The sequence below is a fragment of the Pseudoflavonifractor sp. An85 genome, from assembly GCF_002161235.1.
Lineage (GTDB): Bacteria > Bacillota > Clostridia > Oscillospirales > Oscillospiraceae > Enterenecus.
Genome location: NZ_NFHE01000001.1, coordinates 231,131 through 250,592, shown reverse-complemented (window position 1 = coordinate 250,592; position 19,462 = coordinate 231,131). Strand labels below are relative to the sequence as shown.

Below are 19,462 nucleotides of genomic sequence, written 5' to 3'. Positions count from 1 at the left end.
CCCGCCATGAGTCAGCAATGCAGTTGACCGACCCATTCGGGGCCCCTTGAGGGGCGTTGTCTGTATTATGCCCTTCTAGGGCTTACTCAAGCCCCCGGCTTAGCCGGGGGTCCTGACTTATCGGGGATATTCAGCCAGATACTCCTCTGCCATATGGACGGCCATGGCTCCGTCGGCCACTGCCGTCACCACCTGGCGCAGCGGTTTCGTGCGCACATCGCCCACGGCATAGACACCGGGAAGATTGGTGGCTGTGGTCTCGTCCGCCACCACGTAGCCGCTAGGGTCCAGCTCCAGCTGGTCCTTCACCAACTCTGTGGCCGGGGTTCGGCCCACACTGATAAACAGGCCATCACAGGGAATGGTGGTCTCCTCCCCAGTATTCACGTTTTTCACCTTCACACCAGTGAGCTTCTCCTCATGGAGCAGCTGCGTGATTACACTGTTCCAGCAAAATTCCACGTTCTCCGCCTCCATCAGCGGCTGATGGTAGACCTTAGTGGCCCGCAGGGTATCCCGGCGGTGGACCAAAATCACCTTTTCCGCCACGCGGCTGAGGAGCATGGCATCCGCGGCGGCGGAATTTCCGCCGCCCACCACTACCACAGTTTTGCCTTTGTAGCGCATACCGTCACAGGCCGCGCAGTAGGCCACGCCCCGCCCGGTGAGGGCCGCTTCCTCGGCAACCCCCAACTCTCTGGGATTGGCTCCCGTGGCCAGCACCACCGTTCTGGCGTAGAAGATGCCCTCGCTGGTCTCCAGCACCTTGGGGGTGGCAGTGAGATCCATGCGCTCCACCTGGGCGTATTCGCTCTTGGCACCAAAACGCTCCGCCTGCTGCTGCATCTTTTCCGCCAAGGTAAAGCCGTCCACCCCCTCCTCAAAGCCGGGGTAGTTGTCGATCTCCTCGGTCAGAGCCATCTGCCCACCGGCAGAGAGCTTCTCCAGCACCACAGTGTCCAGGCCCGCTCGGGCAGCGTAGAGGGCGGCGGTATAGCCGCCTGGGCCACCCCCCACCACGATCATATCGTAGATATGGGTCTCGCTCATATCTTTCCCTCCTTATGCATCCAATGCCCCTTGGAGGAATTCTTCCATGGCCGCCTTGGAGCTGGGATTGACCACGCTGTCCACAGCCTTTCCATTTCGGTACAGAACCAGGGTGGGGATGAGCTCAATCTGCTCGGCCTGGGCCAGCTGAGCTTCCTCGTCGATGTTGATCTTCACCACAGCCACGCGGTCCCCGTACTCCTGGGCAATTTTATCATATGCAGGGCCAATTCGGCGGCAATAGCCGCACCAGGGCGCCCAATAATCCACCAAAACGGGCTTATCGCCATGTATCATCTGTTTGAACTCTTGTGTATTGATATGGTTTGCTGCCATGTCTGTCAGCCCCTTTCTTTTGTTTGATCTTAGTATGCCCCAAAACTCAGCTTTTTTCTGTGACGAAATCACACAACAGAAAAGTTTCCCAGCAGAAAGCCCAGGGCCCCATATGGGCCCCTGGGCTTTCTGCTAATTCTCACTCCGTGTCCTCCAGGATTTGAATTTGAAGGTCTGTCACATAGTGATCCTGGCAGGCATCCACAAAGTGATCCACAATATTGAAGGTGACGGTCAGGGGGCTGAGCTTGAGGTGGGCGTAGTCCGCGCGCAGCTGGGCAATGTGCTCCGGGATGGTGGTATAGGGTCCCAAATGAGGGCAAGTCAGATATACACCTTCTGCTATGGACTGCAACGCCTCCGGGTCTTGGGGAAGGTCCTGGTCGTCCTCGCTCAGGTCAGGGCCGGATGCATATGCCCCAAAGTATTTCAAGTCCTCCTCATAAAAGGCGATGGTGGGATAGAAATAGAAGGAATCCTTCATATACAGCGCTTCCTCACTGCCGATGGGTATGTACAGCCGACGGGGATAGTACACCCGACGCACCTCTTGCCCGGCCAATTCCGCCTGTTTTTCCTCGATGAATTGGATTTTGCGCCCGATGGCCTGGTCAATGCGCATCAACTCCTGCCACTGGGCCTGCAAAATGGCAGAACGCTCCTGCAACAGCTGTTTGGTCACCGCAGGGGACCGGGTGTCCAAAAACTCCTTGATCTCCTCCAGGGGACAGTCCAGCTTACGCAGATATCGAATGGTGGCCAGCTGATAGACCTGATCGAACTGGTAGTAACGGCGGCCATTGTGCTGGTTGCGGATCCGGGGCTGAAAGAGGCCGATCTTGTCGTAATAATGCAGCGTCTGCACGTTCAGTCCGAACAGGTTCCCCATCTCCCCCACCGTCAGATGATTTTTCATGACAAACATCCTTTTTTCTTTTTATTATACCACATACCCTTCAGCCCTGACAAGAAAACAAGGCGGTGCCGCAGCACCACCTTGTTTTCTTATCGTACACCTCGGATGTAGGGCTTTCCCATGCTCTCCGGCTGCGAATTTTTCCCCGCAGCCCCCAGCATAGCCAGCAGCGTCACCACATAGGGCAACATAGCCAGCAGATAGGGGGAAATGCTCACCCCGATGGTTTGCAAGCGAATTTGCAGGGCATTGGCCACGCCGAACAATAACGCAGAGCCAAACACGCCCACAGGGGTATACCGGCCCAGAATCACCGCCGCCAAGGCGATATAGCCGCGGCCCGAGATCATGTTCTCGGTAAACACACCCAGCTGCACCAGCACCAGATAGGCCCCGCCGATGCCGCCCAACACACCGTTGCACACCATGGCTGCCCACTGATAGCGGTGCACCGGCACACCGGCGGACTCCGCCGCTCTGGGGTACTCGCCCACGGCAATCAGGTTCAAGCCACAGTTGGTGAAGCGGAAAAACAGCACACTGGCCAGAATCAGCACATACAACAGATAGCTCAGCAGATCCCGCTGGAAAAACGCCTCACCAATCACAGGAATCTTGGAGAGCACGGGAAAGGCGATCTCCGGCATGGTGTCCACCTGCTGGTAAGTCTGCCCGTCGGACATCAGCTTAAAGAGAAAGCTGGTGACGCCCAACATAAGCATATTCAGGGCCAGACCGCTCACCGACTGATCTTTGGCCAGACGAATGGTGAGCACACCGTGCACCAAACTCACCACCAGGCCACCCAACATGCCGCACAGCAACCCCATGGCCGTGCTGTGGAAATACCAGGCTCCGGCAAAGGAGAAAAAGGCTCCGCTGAGCATCACGCCCTCCATGCCGATGTTCAAAATCCCGGCCCGCTCTGCAATCAGCTCACCCAGTCCACCATACATCAGCGGGATGGCCAGACGCACCGCAGCTGCCAGAAATACCGTCAGAAAACTGAGGGTAAAAATTTCATCCAACATAGCCACGTCCCCCTTATGCCTGTTTCTTGGAGCGCTGATACCACTGCAGCAACTCTCTGCCCAAAATGAGTACCACGACCACACCAATGATGATGTTCACAATGGCAGAGGGTACCCCCAGCTGCCGCTGCATGGACCCAGCGCCCACCTGCATGGCAGCGTACACCAAAGAGGCAATCACCACGCCCAAGGGCCGGTTGAAGGCCACCAGGGCAATGAGCACCGCGGTATATCCGCAGTTGGCGGAAATCCCCTCCAGCAATTTCTTCTGGATCGCCAGCACCTCAATGGCGCCAGCGGTGGCGGCCAAGCCGCCGCTGAGTACCGCCGAGAGCACGATGCTGCGCACCACAGGGATACCGTTGCAGCCAGCGCCCCGACGATTGAGCCCCACCGCCTTGAACTCAAAGCCCAGAGTGGTCTTTTCCAGCACAAACCACACCAGAACCACCAACACAAAGGCAATCAAGATGCCCACGTGGAACCGGGTGGAGGTGATCAGGTTGGGCAGCTGCACACTCTCGTCCAGCTTCGCAGACTGAGGTACATTGCCCGCAGGGTCCATGAGAAAGCCCCGCACTGCATAGCCAAGAAAGGAAATCACGATATAATTGAGCATAATGGTGACGATGATCTCAGAAATGTTAAACTTGGTTTTCAGCAGCGCCGCCAAAAAGGCCCAGATGCCGCCGCAGAGAAAGGCGGCCACAAAGCACAGCACCATCCGCACCACTCCAGGCACCTGGGGCAGCCCCAGGGCCACCATGGTGGCAGCAATGGCACCCACATAAAACTGCCCTTCTGCGCCGATGTTGAAAAATCCGGTACGGAATGCCACAGCACATCCCAGGCCCGTGAGCATCAGCGGGCAGGCTTTGACAAAGACCTCTGCAAAGCTGGCAGGGGTGCCGAACACGCCTTTGACAAACAGGCCAAAGGCCTCCAGCGGGTTGGCTTTACAGGCCAAAATCAGAATGGTACTGACCAGAAGGGTCACAACCGCAATGGTAACCCCGTCCAAAATCCCCCGTTTTCTCTCACTGAGCACCATGGTGTGCCTCCTCCTTCTGGGTAATACCGCCCATCAACAGGCCAATCTGTTCCACAGTGGCCTGCTCACGGGTGAGAATTCCGACGATGCGACCGCCAAAGAGCACGGCAATGCGGTCACTCAGCGCCAGAATTTCCTCCAAGTCCGCAGAAATCAACAAAACGCCTTTGCCCTGGTTGCGCTGCTCCACCAGGCGCTCCCGCACAAACTCCGTGGCGCCGATGTCCAGCCCTCGGGTGGGCTGGCTGGCCACCACCACTTGCGCCCGATCGGTGACTTCTCGGGCCACGATCAGCTTTTGCTGGTTGCCGCCGGACAGAAGCCGCACCGGAGTGGCTGCTCCGGACACGCCGGAAGCCCGCACCTGAAACCGCTCCATCAGAGCCTGAGCCGCCTGTACCATGGCCCGCCGATTGAGTAGGCCCTTCTTGGCATAAGGTGCACGGTGGTAGTCCCGCAGCATCAGGTTGTCAGTGATGTCCATATCCACCACCAAGCTGTCCTGTAAGCGGTCCTCAGAGATGTACACGATGCCCTGCTGGTAGCGCTGGGCCACAGAGCTATGGCCCACCGACGTGCCATGCAAGGTAATGGTGCCCTGAGCCGCCTTCTGAATACCCACAATGAGTTCGGCCAATTCCTTCTGGCCGTTGCCCTCCACGCCGGCAATGCCCAAAATCTCTCCCTGATGCAGCTGGAGGTTGATGTCATGCAGAGCATGGCCCCGCCGCCGGACAGGAAGGGAAACGTGCTCCAGCTCCAACAGCACCTGCTCCCCTGCCGGCTGATCCATATCATAGCCTTCCTTCAGCTCTCGGCCAATCATGTGCCGGGAGAGCTCCCCAGGGGTGGTCTCGCTGGTCTGGAGCACCGCCGCCTGCTTTCCGTCTCGCAAAATGGTCACCCGGTCGCTGATGGCCATGATCTCGCTCATACGGTGGGTGATGATGATGATGCCATACCCTTCCCGGCGCAGCACCCGGAGTACGTCGAAGAACTGGGCGGTCTCCTGGGGGGTGAGCACACCAGTGGGCTCGTCCAGAATGAGCAACTCCACATCCCGGTACAGCGCCTTCAAAATTTCCACCCGCTGCTGCTCGCCCACGGACAAGTCTCCCACCATGGCGTCCGGGTCCACGTGCAGACCGTACTTCTCCGCCAGCTGCACCACCCGGGCCCGGGCGGACTTCCGATCCAGGATAAAGCGGTTGTCCCGCAGGTTCAGGATGATATTGTCCAGCACCGTCATGCGGCGGACCAGAGAAAAGTGCTGCTGCACCATGCCGATACCAGCGGCAATGGCATCCCGAGGGGAGGAAAAGGAAACCGGCTGACCCTTCCAAGAAATGCTTCCACTGTCCGGGGCGTAGATTCCAAAGAGAATGTTGACCAAGGTGGTCTTTCCTGCGCCGTTTTCACCCAACAACGCATGGATTTCTCCCTTTTCCACCGTCAAGTTGATGTGGTCATTGGCGTACACGCCGGAAAAGGATTTACAGATATCGTGCATTTCAAGGAGGGCCATGCCGTTCACTCCTGTTCTATGTTATGTTACGGGGTATTCCTTACTCCACGGTGAAGTTAGGAACGATCTTCAGCTCGCCAGACTTGATGGCGTCCACCGCAGCCTGAGCCTTGTCCACCACTTCCTGGGGCAGGTTGTCAGACAGCAGCACTTCCACAGCGCCCTCGGCCATACCCAGGTTGTATACGTCGCCCTTGAAAGTGCCGTCTGCCACGGTGCCCAGAGCAATGTCCAGCACCACGTCCAGGTTGTACAGAGCAGAGTCCAGAATGTTCTCGGGAGCCAGGGAGCTCTGGTCATAGGAATCACCCTGGCACCAGATGTTGGCGGCCACAGCAGCGTTGATGGCGCCGTTGCCGCAGGCGTTGGCGCAGTGCTTGATAACGTCCACACCGCTCTCGATCATGGCGTTGGCGGCCTCCTGAGCTAGCTGGGTGTCCACATAGGAGTTGGTCCATGCGGTCTGCACCTCGATGTCAGCGCTCACCGACTTGGCTCCCTCGGCGTAGCCGTTGATGATCTTCACCAGAGAATCGCCCTGGATGGGGCCAATGGCGCCCAGCTTGCCGCTCTCGCTCATGGAAGCGGCAATGATGCCCTCCACATAGGCGGTCTGCTCACAGGCCATCACGTAGGAAGCCACGTTCTCGGCGGAAGCGCTGGCCTCGGTGCAGATGAACTTCACGTCGGGGTAGGTCTCTGCTACTTCCAGCGCAGGGTCGCCGAACTCGAAACCGTGGCCAATGATCACGTCATAACCGGCAATGGCGTAGTCGGCGAAGGCAGCGGCAATGTCGGCAGCGCCCAGGTTCTCGCTGTAGGACAGCTCATAGCCGTACTTGTCACAGGCGGCCTTGGCCCCCTCATAAGCGGACTGGTTCCAACCCTGGTCATTGGCGGGGCCGGACATACACAGGGCCACCTGCAGGGTGTCCTTCTTCTCCCCGGAGTCCTCTCCCCCGCTCTGACAGGCGGTCAGAGAAAACAGCATGGTTCCAGCCAGCAGCCCACTCAACATCTTTTTCATGAATCTCTCTCCTTCAAATGGTATGTAAAAAACTCTCTTAACCTAAGTTGTGGAAGGCCTCGCAAGGCTCCCGCAGCACCTTGGTGCACACGGCCTCGCCCTCCCGGGCCAAGGTGTATTCGTCCACCCGGGTCAGCTTGCCATCCTGGAACACCACTTCTCCGTTGACCATGGTCAGCCACACATTGCCCGTCACACCGGTGCGGGCCAGCAGGTTTTTGGGGTCGTGGAGGGTTCCGGTCAGCTCCAGCACCTGGGCGTCAATCATAAACAGGTCCGCACCCTTCTCCGGCTCCAAGGATCCCAGGTCGTCTCTACCCAAGGTCTTGGCCCCGTTGACAGTGGCAATTTTCAGCATCTCATAGGGAGAAATGCAGCCGTTGCGCTGCTTGCTGTGCCAAGCCTGCATCATCCAGGCGGTGCGCATGGAGTCCAGCAGACTGGAGCTGTCATTGGTAGCCGAGCCATCGCAGCCCAAGCTGACGCACACGCCAGCCTGCTGCATCTCCTTCATGGGCAGAATGGGGAATCCACCCAGAATGGCGGGGCCAGGACAGTGGGACACGCCGGTTCCCGCCTGGGCCAGCACCTGGTATTCTTGGGGCAGCAGCTCCCAGCCGTGGGCAATCCACACATCAGGGCCCAGGAAGCCGATCTCTTCACACCAGTCCAAGGTGCGCTTACCCCAGCGCTCCATCATGATCTCATTTTCGCCCTCGCCCAGGTGGGTGTGCATCCGCACTCCGTACTTGCGGGCCATGTTCACCGTCTCAGAGAAGGTCTCCCGGTAACTGTTGATGGGCTGACAGGGAGCCATGACGATCTGGGACATGGAGTAGGGCTTGGCGTCGTGATACTGAGCGATGAGACGTTCACAGTCTGCCAGGTACTCGTCGGTGGTCTCCAACATGTTCTCGGGGATGGTGCTGCCCTTGCTGCGGGGCAAAGTGTTCACCCCTCGGCCTGCATGGTAGCGGATACCCAGTTGGCTGGCCGCCTCCATCTGCCGATCCACCGGCAGCTTGCCTGTGGCCTTGGTAAAGCAGTACTGGTGATCGAAAGCACAGGTGCAACCGTGCTTGAGCAGATCAGCCATGGCGGTCAGCGAGGAGTAGTAGATCACCTGATCGTCCACCATCTGAAAAATGCGGTAAATCTTGTCCAGCCACTGAGGTACCGTCATGTTGGGGTAGTCAATGGTGCGGAGATTGCGCACAAAGGTCTGAAAGAAATGGTGGTGGGTGTTGATGAGGCCGGGATACACAAACTTGCCTGTGGCATCAATCACTCTATCGTGGGGATCTTGCAGATTGGTTCCGATCTTGACGATCTTAGGGCCCTGCACCAGCAAATCGGCGTTGTAATACACCCGATCCTGTGCATCACAGGTGACAATGGCCGCAGCGTTTCGAATAAGTACGGTCTGGTCCATACCATTTCCTCCTTTACGTCTGAGACGAACTGGCATTTTTTCGACAGGACAACTATAAAACATATAGTTACTATAGTTTCAAGAAGAATTTTTACATAGCTGTATTTTTTGTGATTTCCTCCAGGATCATCCTTGGCCGTATTCCCCTTTTCTGCACATTTCCCACACAAGCCACAGGTATCTTCTCCCCTGATCCTCATAAATAGAAAAGCAGCAAAACCACCCGGGGATCGGGTGGTTTTGCTGCTTCTATGGATTGGGAGGGAGGAATCTCAGCGTTCTTTCTTTCCGTAATACACCTCCAGGATGAGGTTTTTCATCTCTTCCTGGCTGGGCTTACGAGGGGTAAAGGGGGTGCACACATCGGCAAAGGCCTTGTCCACCAAGGCGTCCAGGTGCTCCCGGAAATGTGCCTCATCCTTCACCACTTCCCCCATGGTGTTGGGAACCTGGATGCGGGTTCTCAGTTTCATGACCGCCTGATACAGGTCGGTCTCACCCACCAGAGCCGCCAACTCCTGATACCGCTGATGGGTGCGGGGATCGGCATCGTTGAACGCAATGCCATAGGGCAGGACAATGGCATTGGCCAGCCCGTGGGGAACTCCATACTCGGCTCCAAAGGTGTGGGCGATGGAATGCACAATGCCCAAAGCACAGTTGGAGAAAGCAATGCCACCCATACAAGAGGCCGCCAGCATATTGGCACGAGCTTCCAAATTGTCCCCATGCTCATAGCACTCTCCCAGGCTCTCATATCCATAGCGGAATGAGGCCATGGCCATGGCGTCCGAGTAGGGGTTGGCCAGAGGTGTCACATAGGACTCAATGGCATGGGTGATGGCATCCATGCCCGAGGAGGCCGTCAGGCTCTTGGGCATGGTGGTAGTGAAGATGGGGTCCAAAACCGCCACGTCGGGAACCAGTCTCCCCTTCATGCAGCGAATGGAGTACTTCTTTTTCTCCACCGTGTCTTTGATAAGCGCCGCCCGGGTGGCCTCGCTGCCCGTTCCGGCGGAGGTGGCAATGCAGCACAAACGTGCCTTCACTCTCAGGTTTTCAATCTCATTGGGGGGCATCACATCGCTGAGGGTGTGGTACTGGGGATTTTCATAAAACACCCACATGGCCTTGGCCGCATCCATGGCAGACCCGCCGCCAAAGCCAATGACCCAATCGGGCTGGAACTCCGCCATATCAGCGGCGCCGCGCTTTACCGTTTCAAAACTGGGTTCCGGCTCCACATCGGTGTAGGAGCGGCAGACAAAGCCAGCTCCCTCCAACACGTCCGTCACCATCTTCAGCTGGCCCAACTCCTTTTGTACGGTACCGCTCATGACGATGTAAGCGCGTTTGGTAGTACCCGGCAAATCTGCCAGGCTCTGAATGGCATCTTTCCCACAGTACATATGTCCACATCCAAGTTTGATGGCATACATGTTTTATTCCTCCTTATTCTGGGTAAACAATGCAGTTTTTAATGACATCTCCGGCACGGTGCTCCCGGATAGCCTGTTCCAGCTGCTCCAGGGGATACTCGTTTTGGATAAAATCGTGTTCCGAAATGACTCCCAGTTTCAAAAGCTCCAAAGCAGCAGAAACGCAGGCCGGTGTGGTATGGTATACGCCTTTGATGGTCAGCTGGGAGTAGTGCAGCAGGGTGGCATCGGTTTGCAACACGCTCCCCGAGGCCGTCCCACCAAACAAAAGAATAAAGCCGCCCTTACGAGCCATGCGGATGCTGCTCTCCCACACCGAGATCACCCCTGTGGCCTCAATCACCACATCTGCCCCTCGGTGCTCCTCCGTCTCCATGCGCACCTTTTCCACGCCATCCTCGCCCTTCTGGAGACAGATGGTCTTCCACACGCCCATCTTACGGGCGATATCCAGCCGAGACTGTTTCAGGTCCGTGACCAGAACCTTTGCCCCCCGTAGCACCGCCAACCGCGCAAACATCAGTCCAATGGGGCCGGCTCCATTGACAACCACCACATCTCCCAAGGCAATAGGGCAATTTTCAATGCCATATACGGCACAAGACAGGGGTTCTAACAACGAAGCCGCCTTGTGAGACAACGTGTCGGGAATGTGGAACATGTTCTGAGCCACAATAGGGGCTGGAACCAGCACATACTCTGCATACGTGCCTCTGCAATAGGTCAGCTTCTGGCACATGGATGGCTGCCCCCGTTTGCAGGCATAACAGGTGCCGCAAGGCGCGGTATTGTGGCAAGCAATCCGGTCTCCTTCCTGAAACCCAGTCACTCCAGGGCCAACCGCCGCCACAACGCCGGAATACTCATGTCCATAAGGGTGTGGGGGCTTGAGCAGTGGATACCCTCGCACAAAATTTTTCACATCGGTGCCGCAGGTGGTGGAGATGCGGTTGCGAATCAGCACCTCGCCCTCTCCCGGCATGGGAACCTCTCGCTCCACGATGCGTATATCTTCAATGCCAAACAGCATGGCCTGCTTCATCTTCAAAGCGATCATCTCCTCTACCAAAAAGGTGTGTCCACAGGTGCTGACGCACCTGTGGACACAAAATCATGCGTTCAGGGTTTCACATATGAATGATTTTGGATCTGGGATCAATATCCCACCGTATCCTTGGGCTCGTCGGGCTTTTTGGCCTGACCATAGGTGAGCATGCGCTCCCGCACGTCGCTCATCTCCTGCGCGGTGAGGATGGCGGGGGTGCCCACAGCCATGGAGCGCCACTGCATCTCTGCCACGAACTCCATGTTGACAGCCAGAGAGAAGGCCTTTGCCATGCTGGGGCCGCAGGTTACCAGACCGTGATTGGCCAGCAGCAACGCCTTACTCTCTCCCATGGCCTTCCCCACGTTTTCAGCCAGAGCGGGAGTACCAAAGGTAGCATACTCTGCGCAGGGCACCTCATCCACGCCTGCGCCGGAAATGACGTAGTGCACGGCCTTGAGAGGCTGGCGCATGCAGGCAAAGGTGGTGCAATAGGTGGAGTGGGTATGCACCACGGCTCGGGCCTGGGGGTGATGCAGATAGACGGTGGCGTGCAGGTTGTGCTCACTGGAGGGCTTACGAGTGCCTTCCACCACATTCCCGTGCAAGTCCATGATGACAATGTCTTCCGGAGTGGTCTCAAAATAGCCCAATCCAGAGGGGCCGATGGCCATATACCCGGTTTCCGGATCGTAACAGGACAGATTGCCGCTGGTGCCCTTGGACAGGCCCTGGCTGCTCATCTGCTTACCGAACTCCACAATATCCTTGCGTTCTTTCTCCATCAACATGGGGACACATCTCCTTTTCTGTTATCGTTTTCAATGTAATTGGCGCAGATTGACGACCATATCGCTCTTGCCCGTCTGCCAGTACTCCAAAATTACCTTGGCCAAAAGCAAGGGGGACTTGGGCAGAGCATCCACCACGTTCCCCGCCGTGTGGGGGGTCATGGTCAGGTTGTCCAGCTTCAACAGCGCATCGTCTGCGGGGACAGGCTCCTCCCAGAACACATCAATGGCTGCGCCGCCAATGCGTTTGTTTTCCAGCGCGTCGATGAGGGCCTCCCGGTCCAACACGCCAGCGCGCGAGGTATTGATGAGGTAAGCCGTAGGCTTCATCCAACTCAGCTGCTCCCGGCCTATGCAGTTCTTGGTCTCCGGAGTCAGCCGCAGATGCAGAGAGACAATGTCCGACTGACGGAACAGCTCCTCCTGGGACACCAAGGTCACGGCAAGCCCTGCGGCATCCAGAGTCTCCTGCTTCACGAAGGGATCATAGGCCAGCACCCGCTTCATGCCAACGCCCAGGCCCTTCTTTGCCACCAATTTTCCGATGTGCCCCAAGCCCACCAGGCCCAAGGTCATTTCACACATGGAAGTGGTGTAGCCGCTGTTGACGTAGTCCTTCCGCCAGTTTCCCTGCTTGATGGCTGCATGGGAACGGGCGATGTTCCGGGTCTCTGCAAACATCAGGCCAATGGCAAAATCACTGGTGCACTCTGCGTTGCGGATGCAATGCACCACGGGAATGTTCCGGGCGGTTGCCGCAGCCACGTCCACATGCTCCATGCCGCCACGGCACGTGCCAATCAGGGAGAGCTGTTTGCCGGCTGCAATCAGGTCCTCCGGCACCGGGCAGAAGTGGGTCAGAAGAATGTCTGCATCCACGATCTCCTGGTAGACCTCATCGGGCACTTTCTCTGCCGTTGGGCCGTTCTTCTCCAGGTTTTGAGATCTGCGCTGGAACTCCTGACGGGTTTCACAGGGCCACTCGATGGCCTTGACGGTATGCTCCTTCTCCCCTGCAATGGTATGGGCTGCCTCCACCAGCAGCTCGCAGGGAACAACAATATCTCCAATGACTACAATTTTCAAGGATATTCCCTCCATCGTATGGGAGGCATCCGGTCTCACGTCGTGAGCACGCGGATGCCTCCTGCTTATTTAACCTTTTGCGGCAGAAACAGCGTCCACGCCCAGCGCGTTGGTCTCCAGGAAGTTGTGGACCTTGTCCTTGTTCTTGCGGAACAGGACCAGCAAAATCACATACACGATCATAACTGCGCCAATGACCAGGGGATTCATGGTCAGGAACGCCATGGTAATCACACCGGCAGTGCAGTTGGACATGATGAAACCGATGATGAAGGTGCCGCCAGCCAGAGCGGTAATGGCAGCCTCGAAACCGGCACCGGCAGCAACTTCCGTGAAGGTGACCGCCCAGTAGGAGGCCATGGCCAGCTTGGCACAGAACACGATGCAAGCCATCAGCCAGGACTTGAGAATGTTACCGTTGGACAGGCACACAGGAACCTCTACCATGTAGGGCAGAGAGGGCAGCACCATGACAGGCACCACGATGTTGCCGGGAAGCAGGAAGGCCATCAGCACGGCAAAGGGGATGACCAGCAGACCAGTGGTCAGAGTTGCGGTCTCGCCGTAACCCAGAGCATCGTTCACAGCGATGATAAACTCACGGTTCTTGCCATACTTGCTCTTCTTGAGCTTCTTGCGGGAATAATCCGTCAGGGCAGTAAAGCCAGAGGCAAACAGGCCGGCGATCTTGGGGAAGATGGCCATAACTGCAGCGCAGGTGACCATGACGTTGGCCACTTGGCCCCAAGCCTGAATGGTGCCCAGGCGGGAGATGTTACCCACCACACCCAGGATGATGCCCACGATCAGACCGATGTACATGGGCTCACCCAAGAAGCCGATCTTCTTCTTGATGGTCTCGGGATCCATACGGACCTTATCCAAGCCCAGCTTACTGAAGAGGATGTTCAGCACCAGATACATGGGAGCGTCGCCCATATGGTGGGGGGCCGTCATGGCACAGCTGGGATAGTGATAGTAGGTAGACCAGCGCTTTTGCATCACCTCAGCGATGAGCAGGGTCACCAGGTTGATAAACAGCATCAGCACAAAGGCCATCACCAAGTTATTGGACAGTTGATAGAGCATGGAGCCCCAAACAATGATAGAATAGTTGTTCCACAAATCGGAGGGCATAAAGATGTCGGTGATCTTGGTGATCCAGAGGACGATCTGGAAAATCAGACCCACTCCAATGAACACCATGCCGATCTGGGTGGAATACGCCACGCTGGCGATGGCCTGCCAACCAATGTCCAGAGCGGGCAGGTTCAGGCCCGTGCTCTCCACGATTTGCTGAACCAGCGGGGAAAGAATAGCTCCAAAGGCATCCGTCACAAAGGCCATGCCCTTCAAGCCCACACCGATGAGAACCGCCGAGGCAAATGCTTTTTTCAGCGGTGCACCGAAAATCAAGCAGATGATGAAAATGATAATTGGAACCGTAATATAGTTGCCGAATGTATCGAAGAACAACTTCAAATTGTCAAAAAACATACCATCGCTTCCTTCCCATCATATTTCTCTACGAGCGTGTGAAGCTGTTCATTACAGATCCAGCTTTCCAACAACCTCCATCAGCTCGTCCACAAATTCCTCCTCGTTGATGCCCACCAGAAAACCAGTGGCATTGAGTACGGGAATCCCATAGATGTCCTCCACCGGGCTGGTATAGGCAATGAGATCATAGTCACTATTCTGAATGGCCATGCTCACACCGCCGGGAGCCACCTCGGTGGCCTCCAAATCATAACCGCGCTCGCTGAGCACATCCTCCAGCTTGGAAGACAGCATGGCAGAACTTACGGTACCAGAACCACAAACGGACAAAACCTTAACTGCACGCATATTGATATGCTCCTTTCCAAATCAGTCGTCGTTTAATACGGATAACAGTTGGAGAATGGTCTGCTTGTCCTTTGCATGTCGCAAATTCTGGAGCAGCTCTCCATCTTGGATGATCTTCATCATCTTTTTCAACATGGCCATCTGGCGCTTGGTGTCCTGAACAACCAGCGGAAGAATCAATTCACAGGAAATCTTGGTCTCCTTTTGCCCCATAACCGCAAACTCTACCGCTTGCCGGGGAACAATGACTCCCACTGCCGGTTTGTTGACCAACGCATTGTTGGTGTGGGGGATCGCAATGTTGATTCCCTTCCCAGGAAGTCCGGTGGGGAATCCCTTCTCCCGCTCCACCACAGCGTCTCCATACCCTGGCTTCACGTAGCCGTATGTCTCAAAGAGATCTGCCATGGTGCGAATGCACTGCTCTGCACTGGTCACATCAGCATCCAAAAGAATCAGCCGTTCATCTAATAAAGTAGCTATGTTCCTCATCTCCCAACCTCAAGCACTGTTTATACGTAGCCTCCGGAGCTTCGTTTCTGGTTCAAGAATAGCACAGGTTTCTTTGTGAAAACAGCCCAACTTCTTTCACATCTTGCACACGTAGTTATGCAAAAAACCGTTCCATTTTGGTCACTATGCAAAAAAGAGCGCACTAATACAGCGCAATCAAAAGCAACGAAAACACAGCAAACATCGCGGTAAACACACGAACCACCATCGTCGTGCGCCGTGCTCCAAACCTTTGATAACGTTCATAACTGGCGAATACGTAAGGAAAGATCGTTGCGAACACTCCGATGCCCAGCATCGGAAGATACTTCCACCTGGTGTCCGGCATCAGTCCGAAGAAGAACAGATTGGCCACCACCAAAGCGCCCAGAATCAGATAGGATATCATACGATACCGCTTATCCCGCTCCACAAATTCCTGCATGTGCTCAAAGCACTCCTGGCAACAGCATGGCAACTCATGTCTGGCCTTTGGATTGATGATATATGCTTTGCTGTCTGTCTTTCGTCCACACCACAAACAGCGTTCCACTTCTTGGGTGGCCTGCACCGCCTTTGCCGTCATAGCTGCTCACCTGCCTCTTCCTGCCAGGATGCAAGCCAGGCTTCCAACTCCTCAATGGTGGCAAACTCCCACAGCTTTTTGACCTTAGCAGCCAGCTGCCCATAATCGGCATGCTGGACCATGTACTTCACCTTGCCCACTTGGGCGGGTACCACAGAAAATTCGTCCAACCCCAGGCCCAAAAGCAGCAGTCCCAATCTGGGATCCGAGGCGGCCTCTCCGCACATACCCACGGGGATTCCCTCTCGATGTCCGTTTTCAATCACTGTGGCAATGGCACGCAGCACCGACAGGTTACACGGCGTATACAGGTACTGCACCCGCTCATTCTGCCGGTCTGTGGCCGCGGTGTATTGGATCAGATCATTGGTACCAATGGAGAAGAACTCCGCCTCCTTGGCCAACTGATCGGACAAAAGAACCGCTGCAGGGGTTTCAATCATGATGCCCACCGGAACATGGGGCGCATGGGCCACACCCTCCTGGTCCAGTTCCTGGGCCGCTTGTTGCACCAACGCCTTGGCCTGCCGTAGTTCTTCCACCGTCACAATCATGGGAAACATGATCTTCAGCTTACCATGGGCAGATGCCCGCAAAATGGCCCGCAGCTGGGTGAGGAACATCTCTTTCCGATCCAGACACAGGCGAATGGCCCGATACCCCAAAAAGGGATTGAATTCCTGGGGTAGGGACATATAGTCCAGCTGTTTATCGCCTCCGATGTCCAGCGTACGGATGATAATCTCTTTTCCTTGCGCCGCCTCAGCCACTTGCCGATAGGCCTCATATTGCAGCTGTTCAGAGGGATAGTCCGTCTGGTCCATGAAGAGAAATTCGGTGCGGAAGAGGCCCACGCCGTCACACTTGGTGGCGTCCAACCCATTCACACTATCCTTGTCCCCTGAGTTCACGCACACCATAATCTGGTGTCCATCTTTTGTCACAGAAGGCTGGCTGGCAGCATGGCGGTACAGCCCGTCCAGCTGGAGCTGTTTTTTATGGGCGTCGCGGAAACGAGCTTCCGTCTCTGCATCCGGCTCCACAATGGCCCATCCCTCTGACCCGTTGAGGTAGAGCTTCTGTCCGCTTTCCACCGCCGTCATCACTTCGCCGCAACCCACCACGGCAGGAATGCCCAAGGTCTTAGCCAGAATGACAGCGTGGGAAGTCACTCCTCCCCGCTGGGTGATAAAGCCACCCAATTTCTTTTTGTCGACACGAATGGTGTCTTCCGGCGTCAGATCTTCCGCCACCAAAATCACCGGATCGTCACCCTGGATCTCCAAGGTGGAAGACACTCCTTGCAGCCGACGTATGAGTTCCGTGCAAACATTTCGAATGTCGACGGCCCGCTCCTTCATATAGGGATCGTCCATCCCCTCAAACTTACGACAAACCTTCTGGCAAGCCTCTTCCACGGCATATGCCATGGAAATTCCATCGGCGCGTACCCGTTTGATGGGTTTTTGGAAGAAGAAATCGTCCCTGGCAATAACCGCATATGCCCTCATAATCGCCGCGGCCTCCTGCCCGTGTCCATCGGCACTCTTCTGCGCCAGCTGATCCAATTCCTCTGCATATTTTCCACGGATTTCTTCAAACCGTGCAATTTCTTCTTCCGGGTCAGCTACGGTACCTTCTACCAGTTCCACAGCCTCACGTTTCAACACCAAAGCCCGGTACAATGCTTGTCCGGCTGCTCCGGCCAGTCCTTCAATTTTTTTCATCACGGTTCCCTCCTTGCAGATATGGAATACGTCCCAGTATCTCGTCTACATGATTCTGACGTTCAAAATATTGATAAATATCCTCCAGTGCATGCCAATGGGAGTAATGATCCACCCCGGAAATACACACGATGATGTTGGCCTTCTGGCCATCTTCGCACATGATTCCCTGCTCGGAGAGAATGATCCGGGTATCCACCACAGCGTTCATCTCCCCCTGCATGGGGTAATGAACCAATACCACCTGTGGGTGGAACCGATAGGTCTGAATCTTACCATTCACCACCAGGTTTTTCATTCTGGCCACCAGACGTTCGCCCTGCAAGTGGCTGGCCCCCAAAAGCACCGCCTGCTCCCAAGACGTTTCCTCCGAAACCAGCAAGAAATTCTCCTCTTTCAGAATTTCCACATGCACCTTGGTGTTTACGCCCGTTCCATGCTTTCCTTCTCGTTTGACAAAATAGCGCAGCAGCTCGAAATACATGTTCTGGCTTTGAAGCTCTCCAGTGGCATTTCGTTCCGCAATGCTCAGCAAATCCTGGATCAGCATATCATACTTGACCAACAGCTGGTTGTGTTTCAAGGCCCTTAAAATGTTCCCCTGATCCTTTTCATTGAGGATGGGGCCTGTTTGTACCACATGTTCACAGGTAAACTGCGGCCCCAGTGGAACCAGGGACACCACCAATGCGTAATCTCGTAATTGCCATGTTCGAAGACGATCCACGGATATCACGTTGTAGGAAAACGCAAAGCCAAACAAATTCTCCAGTTGCTCCTGCAATAAGGTGGCTGTGGCCATGTTGCCCGCTCCCACGATCAGAGCATTTTCCTGCACGTTGTTTTCCGTCATCGCCAGAAATTTCTCATTTAAATTGCTGGCAAAATAAATGCACAGATAAGACAGCTCATCTTCCGACAGCCCGTCAAACATGGACGTGTGCAGCGCCTCTGCTGCACGTCGGGTAAAATCATACACGATGGGATACATCCCCTGTACATCTTTGACCAGGGGACTTTTGTCCACTATTCCGTATTTTAAGCGGTAAAACAAGGGGCGTACATGATGGGTCAACTGGGAGTGCAAATGATCTCGATTGGGAAAGGATATTCCCGCAATGCACTCAAAGTTGTGAATGAGCCCCCGGGATAGTTGATCAATATAGGTGTTTTCCTCTTCTTTGGAGCTAAAATCCGATGTGCGAATGCCCAGGAATAGCGATGTGATATAGTAAATTTCGTTGGGGGAAATTTTCATGCCCAGCTTGTCCAGCTTTTGCGCTGAAAAGCTGATGGAACGATAGGAATGGGATTTCATAAGTGCAAATTGCTCTTCAGCATTCATGACGATCTCATATCCTTTGTGGCTTCGAATCCAGGACGCCTGAATCATCATGCTCTCCAATCCATTTTCCTGCAAAAAACACTTTCCCTGGATGTCTGTCTCATATTGTTTGATAAGACAGCGACACAGTTCCAAAAAGTCAATGTCATTGCCCGTCAGCGACACCATGCTCTCTTGCAAAAAGCTTTTGATGGCAGCAGTCACTTCCGGATTGTTGAGAAACTGGAATTCTCCCCACAGCATCCTGCGAATGATAAACTCATCACCTATGATTTGATATCCATTTTTTATGGCACTTTGCAAATCCAGCCCCCATTGAGCCAGATTCTCACGCACCGCCTTGATATCTCCCAGCGCGGTGTTCTTGCTGATGTCAAAGTGGTCCATGATGCTCTGAACCGTCACCGCATGGCTGGCCAGCGCAATGTAGATCAACTCCATACCTCGCCGCTCCGCCACAGAGAAAAAGTAGCTGTTTTGCTTGGTCAGCAGCCGTTCCAACTGGTTGATGTTGGTCAACTCTGCCCGTATGCGTGACCCGCTGATAGTCACCCTTCCCATGTCGTGCATGGCCAGGTAATCGTTGATCTTCTCGATGTCGTAGTAAAAGGTTCGTCTGGCAATGCCCAAAGATTGGAGAAGCTGAGTGGAACTAACCCCATTCTCCGCGTACATGAGATTGCGTAGTATATGCGTTTGTCTGCTTTTCAGTTCCATGCTGGCTCCTCCATATTC

Annotated in this window: 18 protein-coding genes; all 18 read right to left on the bottom strand. The window is 55.3% G+C overall.

The window, feature by feature from the left end; all coding sequences use genetic code 11:
* Nucleotides 1-117 precede the first annotated feature (117 nt).
* Nucleotides 118-1,050 carry a thioredoxin-disulfide reductase gene (gene trxB, locus B5G37_RS01385; protein WP_087253024.1) on the bottom strand — a complete coding sequence of 311 codons (933 nt, stop codon included), beginning with the start codon at nucleotides 1,048-1,050 and terminating at the stop codon, nucleotides 118-120.
* Between the two features lie 12 nt (nucleotides 1,051-1,062).
* Nucleotides 1,063-1,386: a thioredoxin gene (trxA, locus tag B5G37_RS01380; protein ID WP_087253022.1), complete on the bottom strand. Its 324-nt coding sequence runs from the start codon at nucleotides 1,384-1,386 to the stop codon at nucleotides 1,063-1,065.
* A 139-nt stretch (nucleotides 1,387-1,525) separates the two neighbouring features.
* The gene (locus tag B5G37_RS01375; protein WP_158099323.1) at nucleotides 1,526-2,302 is read right to left on the bottom strand and encodes a MerR family transcriptional regulator; all 777 of its coding nucleotides are present in this window, start codon (nucleotides 2,300-2,302) and stop codon (nucleotides 1,526-1,528) included.
* Nucleotides 2,303-2,391: 89 nt separating this feature from the next.
* Nucleotides 2,392-3,333, bottom strand: coding sequence for an ABC transporter permease (locus B5G37_RS01370; protein WP_087253018.1), 942 nt, complete (start codon nucleotides 3,331-3,333; stop codon nucleotides 2,392-2,394).
* A gap of 13 nt (nucleotides 3,334-3,346) precedes the next feature.
* Nucleotides 3,347-4,384: an ABC transporter permease gene (locus tag B5G37_RS01365; RefSeq protein WP_087253016.1), complete on the bottom strand. Its 1,038-nt coding sequence runs from the start codon at nucleotides 4,382-4,384 to the stop codon at nucleotides 3,347-3,349.
* Nucleotides 4,371-5,909 carry an ABC transporter ATP-binding protein gene (locus tag B5G37_RS01360; RefSeq protein WP_087253014.1) on the bottom strand — a complete coding sequence of 513 codons (1,539 nt, stop codon included), beginning with the start codon at nucleotides 5,907-5,909 and terminating at the stop codon, nucleotides 4,371-4,373. Before B5G37_RS01360 ends, B5G37_RS01365 begins: the two co-directional genes overlap by 14 nt.
* A gap of 40 nt (nucleotides 5,910-5,949) precedes the next feature.
* Nucleotides 5,950-6,936: a BMP family protein gene (locus B5G37_RS01355; protein ID WP_087253012.1), complete on the bottom strand. Its 987-nt coding sequence runs from the start codon at nucleotides 6,934-6,936 to the stop codon at nucleotides 5,950-5,952.
* A 37-nt stretch (nucleotides 6,937-6,973) separates the two neighbouring features.
* Entirely contained in the window at nucleotides 6,974-8,368 is a 1,395-nt protein-coding gene (locus B5G37_RS01350; RefSeq protein ID WP_087253011.1) for an amidohydrolase, read from the bottom strand.
* 272 nt (nucleotides 8,369-8,640) lie between these two features.
* Entirely contained in the window at nucleotides 8,641-9,807 is a 1,167-nt protein-coding gene (locus B5G37_RS01345) for an iron-containing alcohol dehydrogenase (protein ID WP_087253009.1), read from the bottom strand.
* A 13-nt stretch (nucleotides 9,808-9,820) separates the two neighbouring features.
* A complete protein-coding gene (locus tag B5G37_RS01340) occupies nucleotides 9,821-10,849 on the bottom strand; it encodes an alcohol dehydrogenase catalytic domain-containing protein (protein ID WP_087253041.1) in 1,029 nt (342 codons plus the stop codon).
* Nucleotides 10,850-10,962: 113 nt separating this feature from the next.
* A complete protein-coding gene (locus B5G37_RS01335) occupies nucleotides 10,963-11,643 on the bottom strand; it encodes a class II aldolase/adducin family protein (protein ID WP_087253007.1) in 681 nt (226 codons plus the stop codon).
* A 30-nt stretch (nucleotides 11,644-11,673) separates the two neighbouring features.
* On the bottom strand, nucleotides 11,674-12,729 hold the full coding sequence (locus tag B5G37_RS01330; protein WP_087253005.1) for a 2-hydroxyacid dehydrogenase: 1,056 nt from the start codon (nucleotides 12,727-12,729) through the stop codon (nucleotides 11,674-11,676).
* A gap of 69 nt (nucleotides 12,730-12,798) precedes the next feature.
* Complete coding sequence (locus B5G37_RS01325; RefSeq protein ID WP_087253003.1) at nucleotides 12,799-14,226, bottom strand: PTS transporter subunit IIC; 1,428 nt, start codon at nucleotides 14,224-14,226, stop codon at nucleotides 12,799-12,801.
* Nucleotides 14,227-14,277: 51 nt separating this feature from the next.
* Nucleotides 14,278-14,577, bottom strand: coding sequence for a PTS fructose transporter subunit IIB (locus B5G37_RS01320; protein WP_087253001.1), 300 nt, complete (start codon nucleotides 14,575-14,577; stop codon nucleotides 14,278-14,280).
* Nucleotides 14,578-14,598: 21 nt separating this feature from the next.
* Complete coding sequence (locus tag B5G37_RS01315; protein ID WP_087253000.1) at nucleotides 14,599-15,069, bottom strand: PTS sugar transporter subunit IIA; 471 nt, start codon at nucleotides 15,067-15,069, stop codon at nucleotides 14,599-14,601.
* 163 nt (nucleotides 15,070-15,232) lie between these two features.
* Nucleotides 15,233-15,655, bottom strand: a complete 423-nt coding sequence (locus tag B5G37_RS01310; RefSeq protein WP_087252998.1) for a hypothetical protein — start codon at nucleotides 15,653-15,655, stop codon at nucleotides 15,233-15,235.
* On the bottom strand, nucleotides 15,652-17,382 hold the full coding sequence (gene ptsP / locus B5G37_RS01305; protein WP_087252996.1) for a phosphoenolpyruvate--protein phosphotransferase: 1,731 nt from the start codon (nucleotides 17,380-17,382) through the stop codon (nucleotides 15,652-15,654). The genes B5G37_RS01310 and ptsP overlap by 4 nt, the downstream gene beginning before the upstream one ends.
* Nucleotides 17,369-19,444 (bottom strand): transcription antiterminator, encoded by a 2,076-nt coding sequence (locus B5G37_RS01300; protein WP_087252994.1) that lies wholly within the window; start codon nucleotides 19,442-19,444, stop codon nucleotides 17,369-17,371. The genes ptsP and B5G37_RS01300 overlap by 14 nt, the downstream gene beginning before the upstream one ends.
* Between the last annotated feature and the right edge of the window lie 18 nt (nucleotides 19,445-19,462).

Coding starts and splice junctions, on each gene's coding strand:
- B5G37_RS01310 (WP_087252998.1), bottom strand. CDS start 15,655: ATGACGGCAAAGGCGGTGCAGGCCACCCAAGAAGTGGAACGCTGTTTG.
- B5G37_RS01355 (WP_087253012.1), bottom strand. CDS start 6,936: ATGAAAAAGATGTTGAGTGGGCTGCTGGCTGGAACCATGCTGTTTTCT.
- B5G37_RS01315 (WP_087253000.1), bottom strand. CDS start 15,069: ATGAGGAACATAGCTACTTTATTAGATGAACGGCTGATTCTTTTGGAT.
- B5G37_RS01335 (WP_087253007.1), bottom strand. CDS start 11,643: ATGTTGATGGAGAAAGAACGCAAGGATATTGTGGAGTTCGGTAAGCAG.
- B5G37_RS01340 (WP_087253041.1), bottom strand. CDS start 10,849: ATGAAGCAGGCCATGCTGTTTGGCATTGAAGATATACGCATCGTGGAG.
- B5G37_RS01375 (WP_158099323.1), bottom strand. CDS start 2,302: ATGAAAAATCATCTGACGGTGGGGGAGATGGGGAACCTGTTCGGACTG.
- B5G37_RS01325 (WP_087253003.1), bottom strand. CDS start 14,226: ATGTTTTTTGACAATTTGAAGTTGTTCTTCGATACATTCGGCAACTAT.
- B5G37_RS01360 (WP_087253014.1), bottom strand. CDS start 5,909: ATGGCCCTCCTTGAAATGCACGATATCTGTAAATCCTTTTCCGGCGTG.
- B5G37_RS01370 (WP_087253018.1), bottom strand. CDS start 3,333: ATGTTGGATGAAATTTTTACCCTCAGTTTTCTGACGGTATTTCTGGCA.
- trxB (WP_087253024.1), bottom strand. CDS start 1,050: ATGAGCGAGACCCATATCTACGATATGATCGTGGTGGGGGGTGGCCCA.
- B5G37_RS01320 (WP_087253001.1), bottom strand. CDS start 14,577: ATGCGTGCAGTTAAGGTTTTGTCCGTTTGTGGTTCTGGTACCGTAAGT.
- trxA (WP_087253022.1), bottom strand. CDS start 1,386: ATGGCAGCAAACCATATCAATACACAAGAGTTCAAACAGATGATACAT.
- B5G37_RS01350 (WP_087253011.1), bottom strand. CDS start 8,368: ATGGACCAGACCGTACTTATTCGAAACGCTGCGGCCATTGTCACCTGT.
- B5G37_RS01365 (WP_087253016.1), bottom strand. CDS start 4,384: ATGGTGCTCAGTGAGAGAAAACGGGGGATTTTGGACGGGGTTACCATT.
- B5G37_RS01345 (WP_087253009.1), bottom strand. CDS start 9,807: ATGTATGCCATCAAACTTGGATGTGGACATATGTACTGTGGGAAAGAT.
- ptsP (WP_087252996.1), bottom strand. CDS start 17,382: ATGAAAAAAATTGAAGGACTGGCCGGAGCAGCCGGACAAGCATTGTAC.
- B5G37_RS01300 (WP_087252994.1), bottom strand. CDS start 19,444: ATGGAACTGAAAAGCAGACAAACGCATATACTACGCAATCTCATGTAC.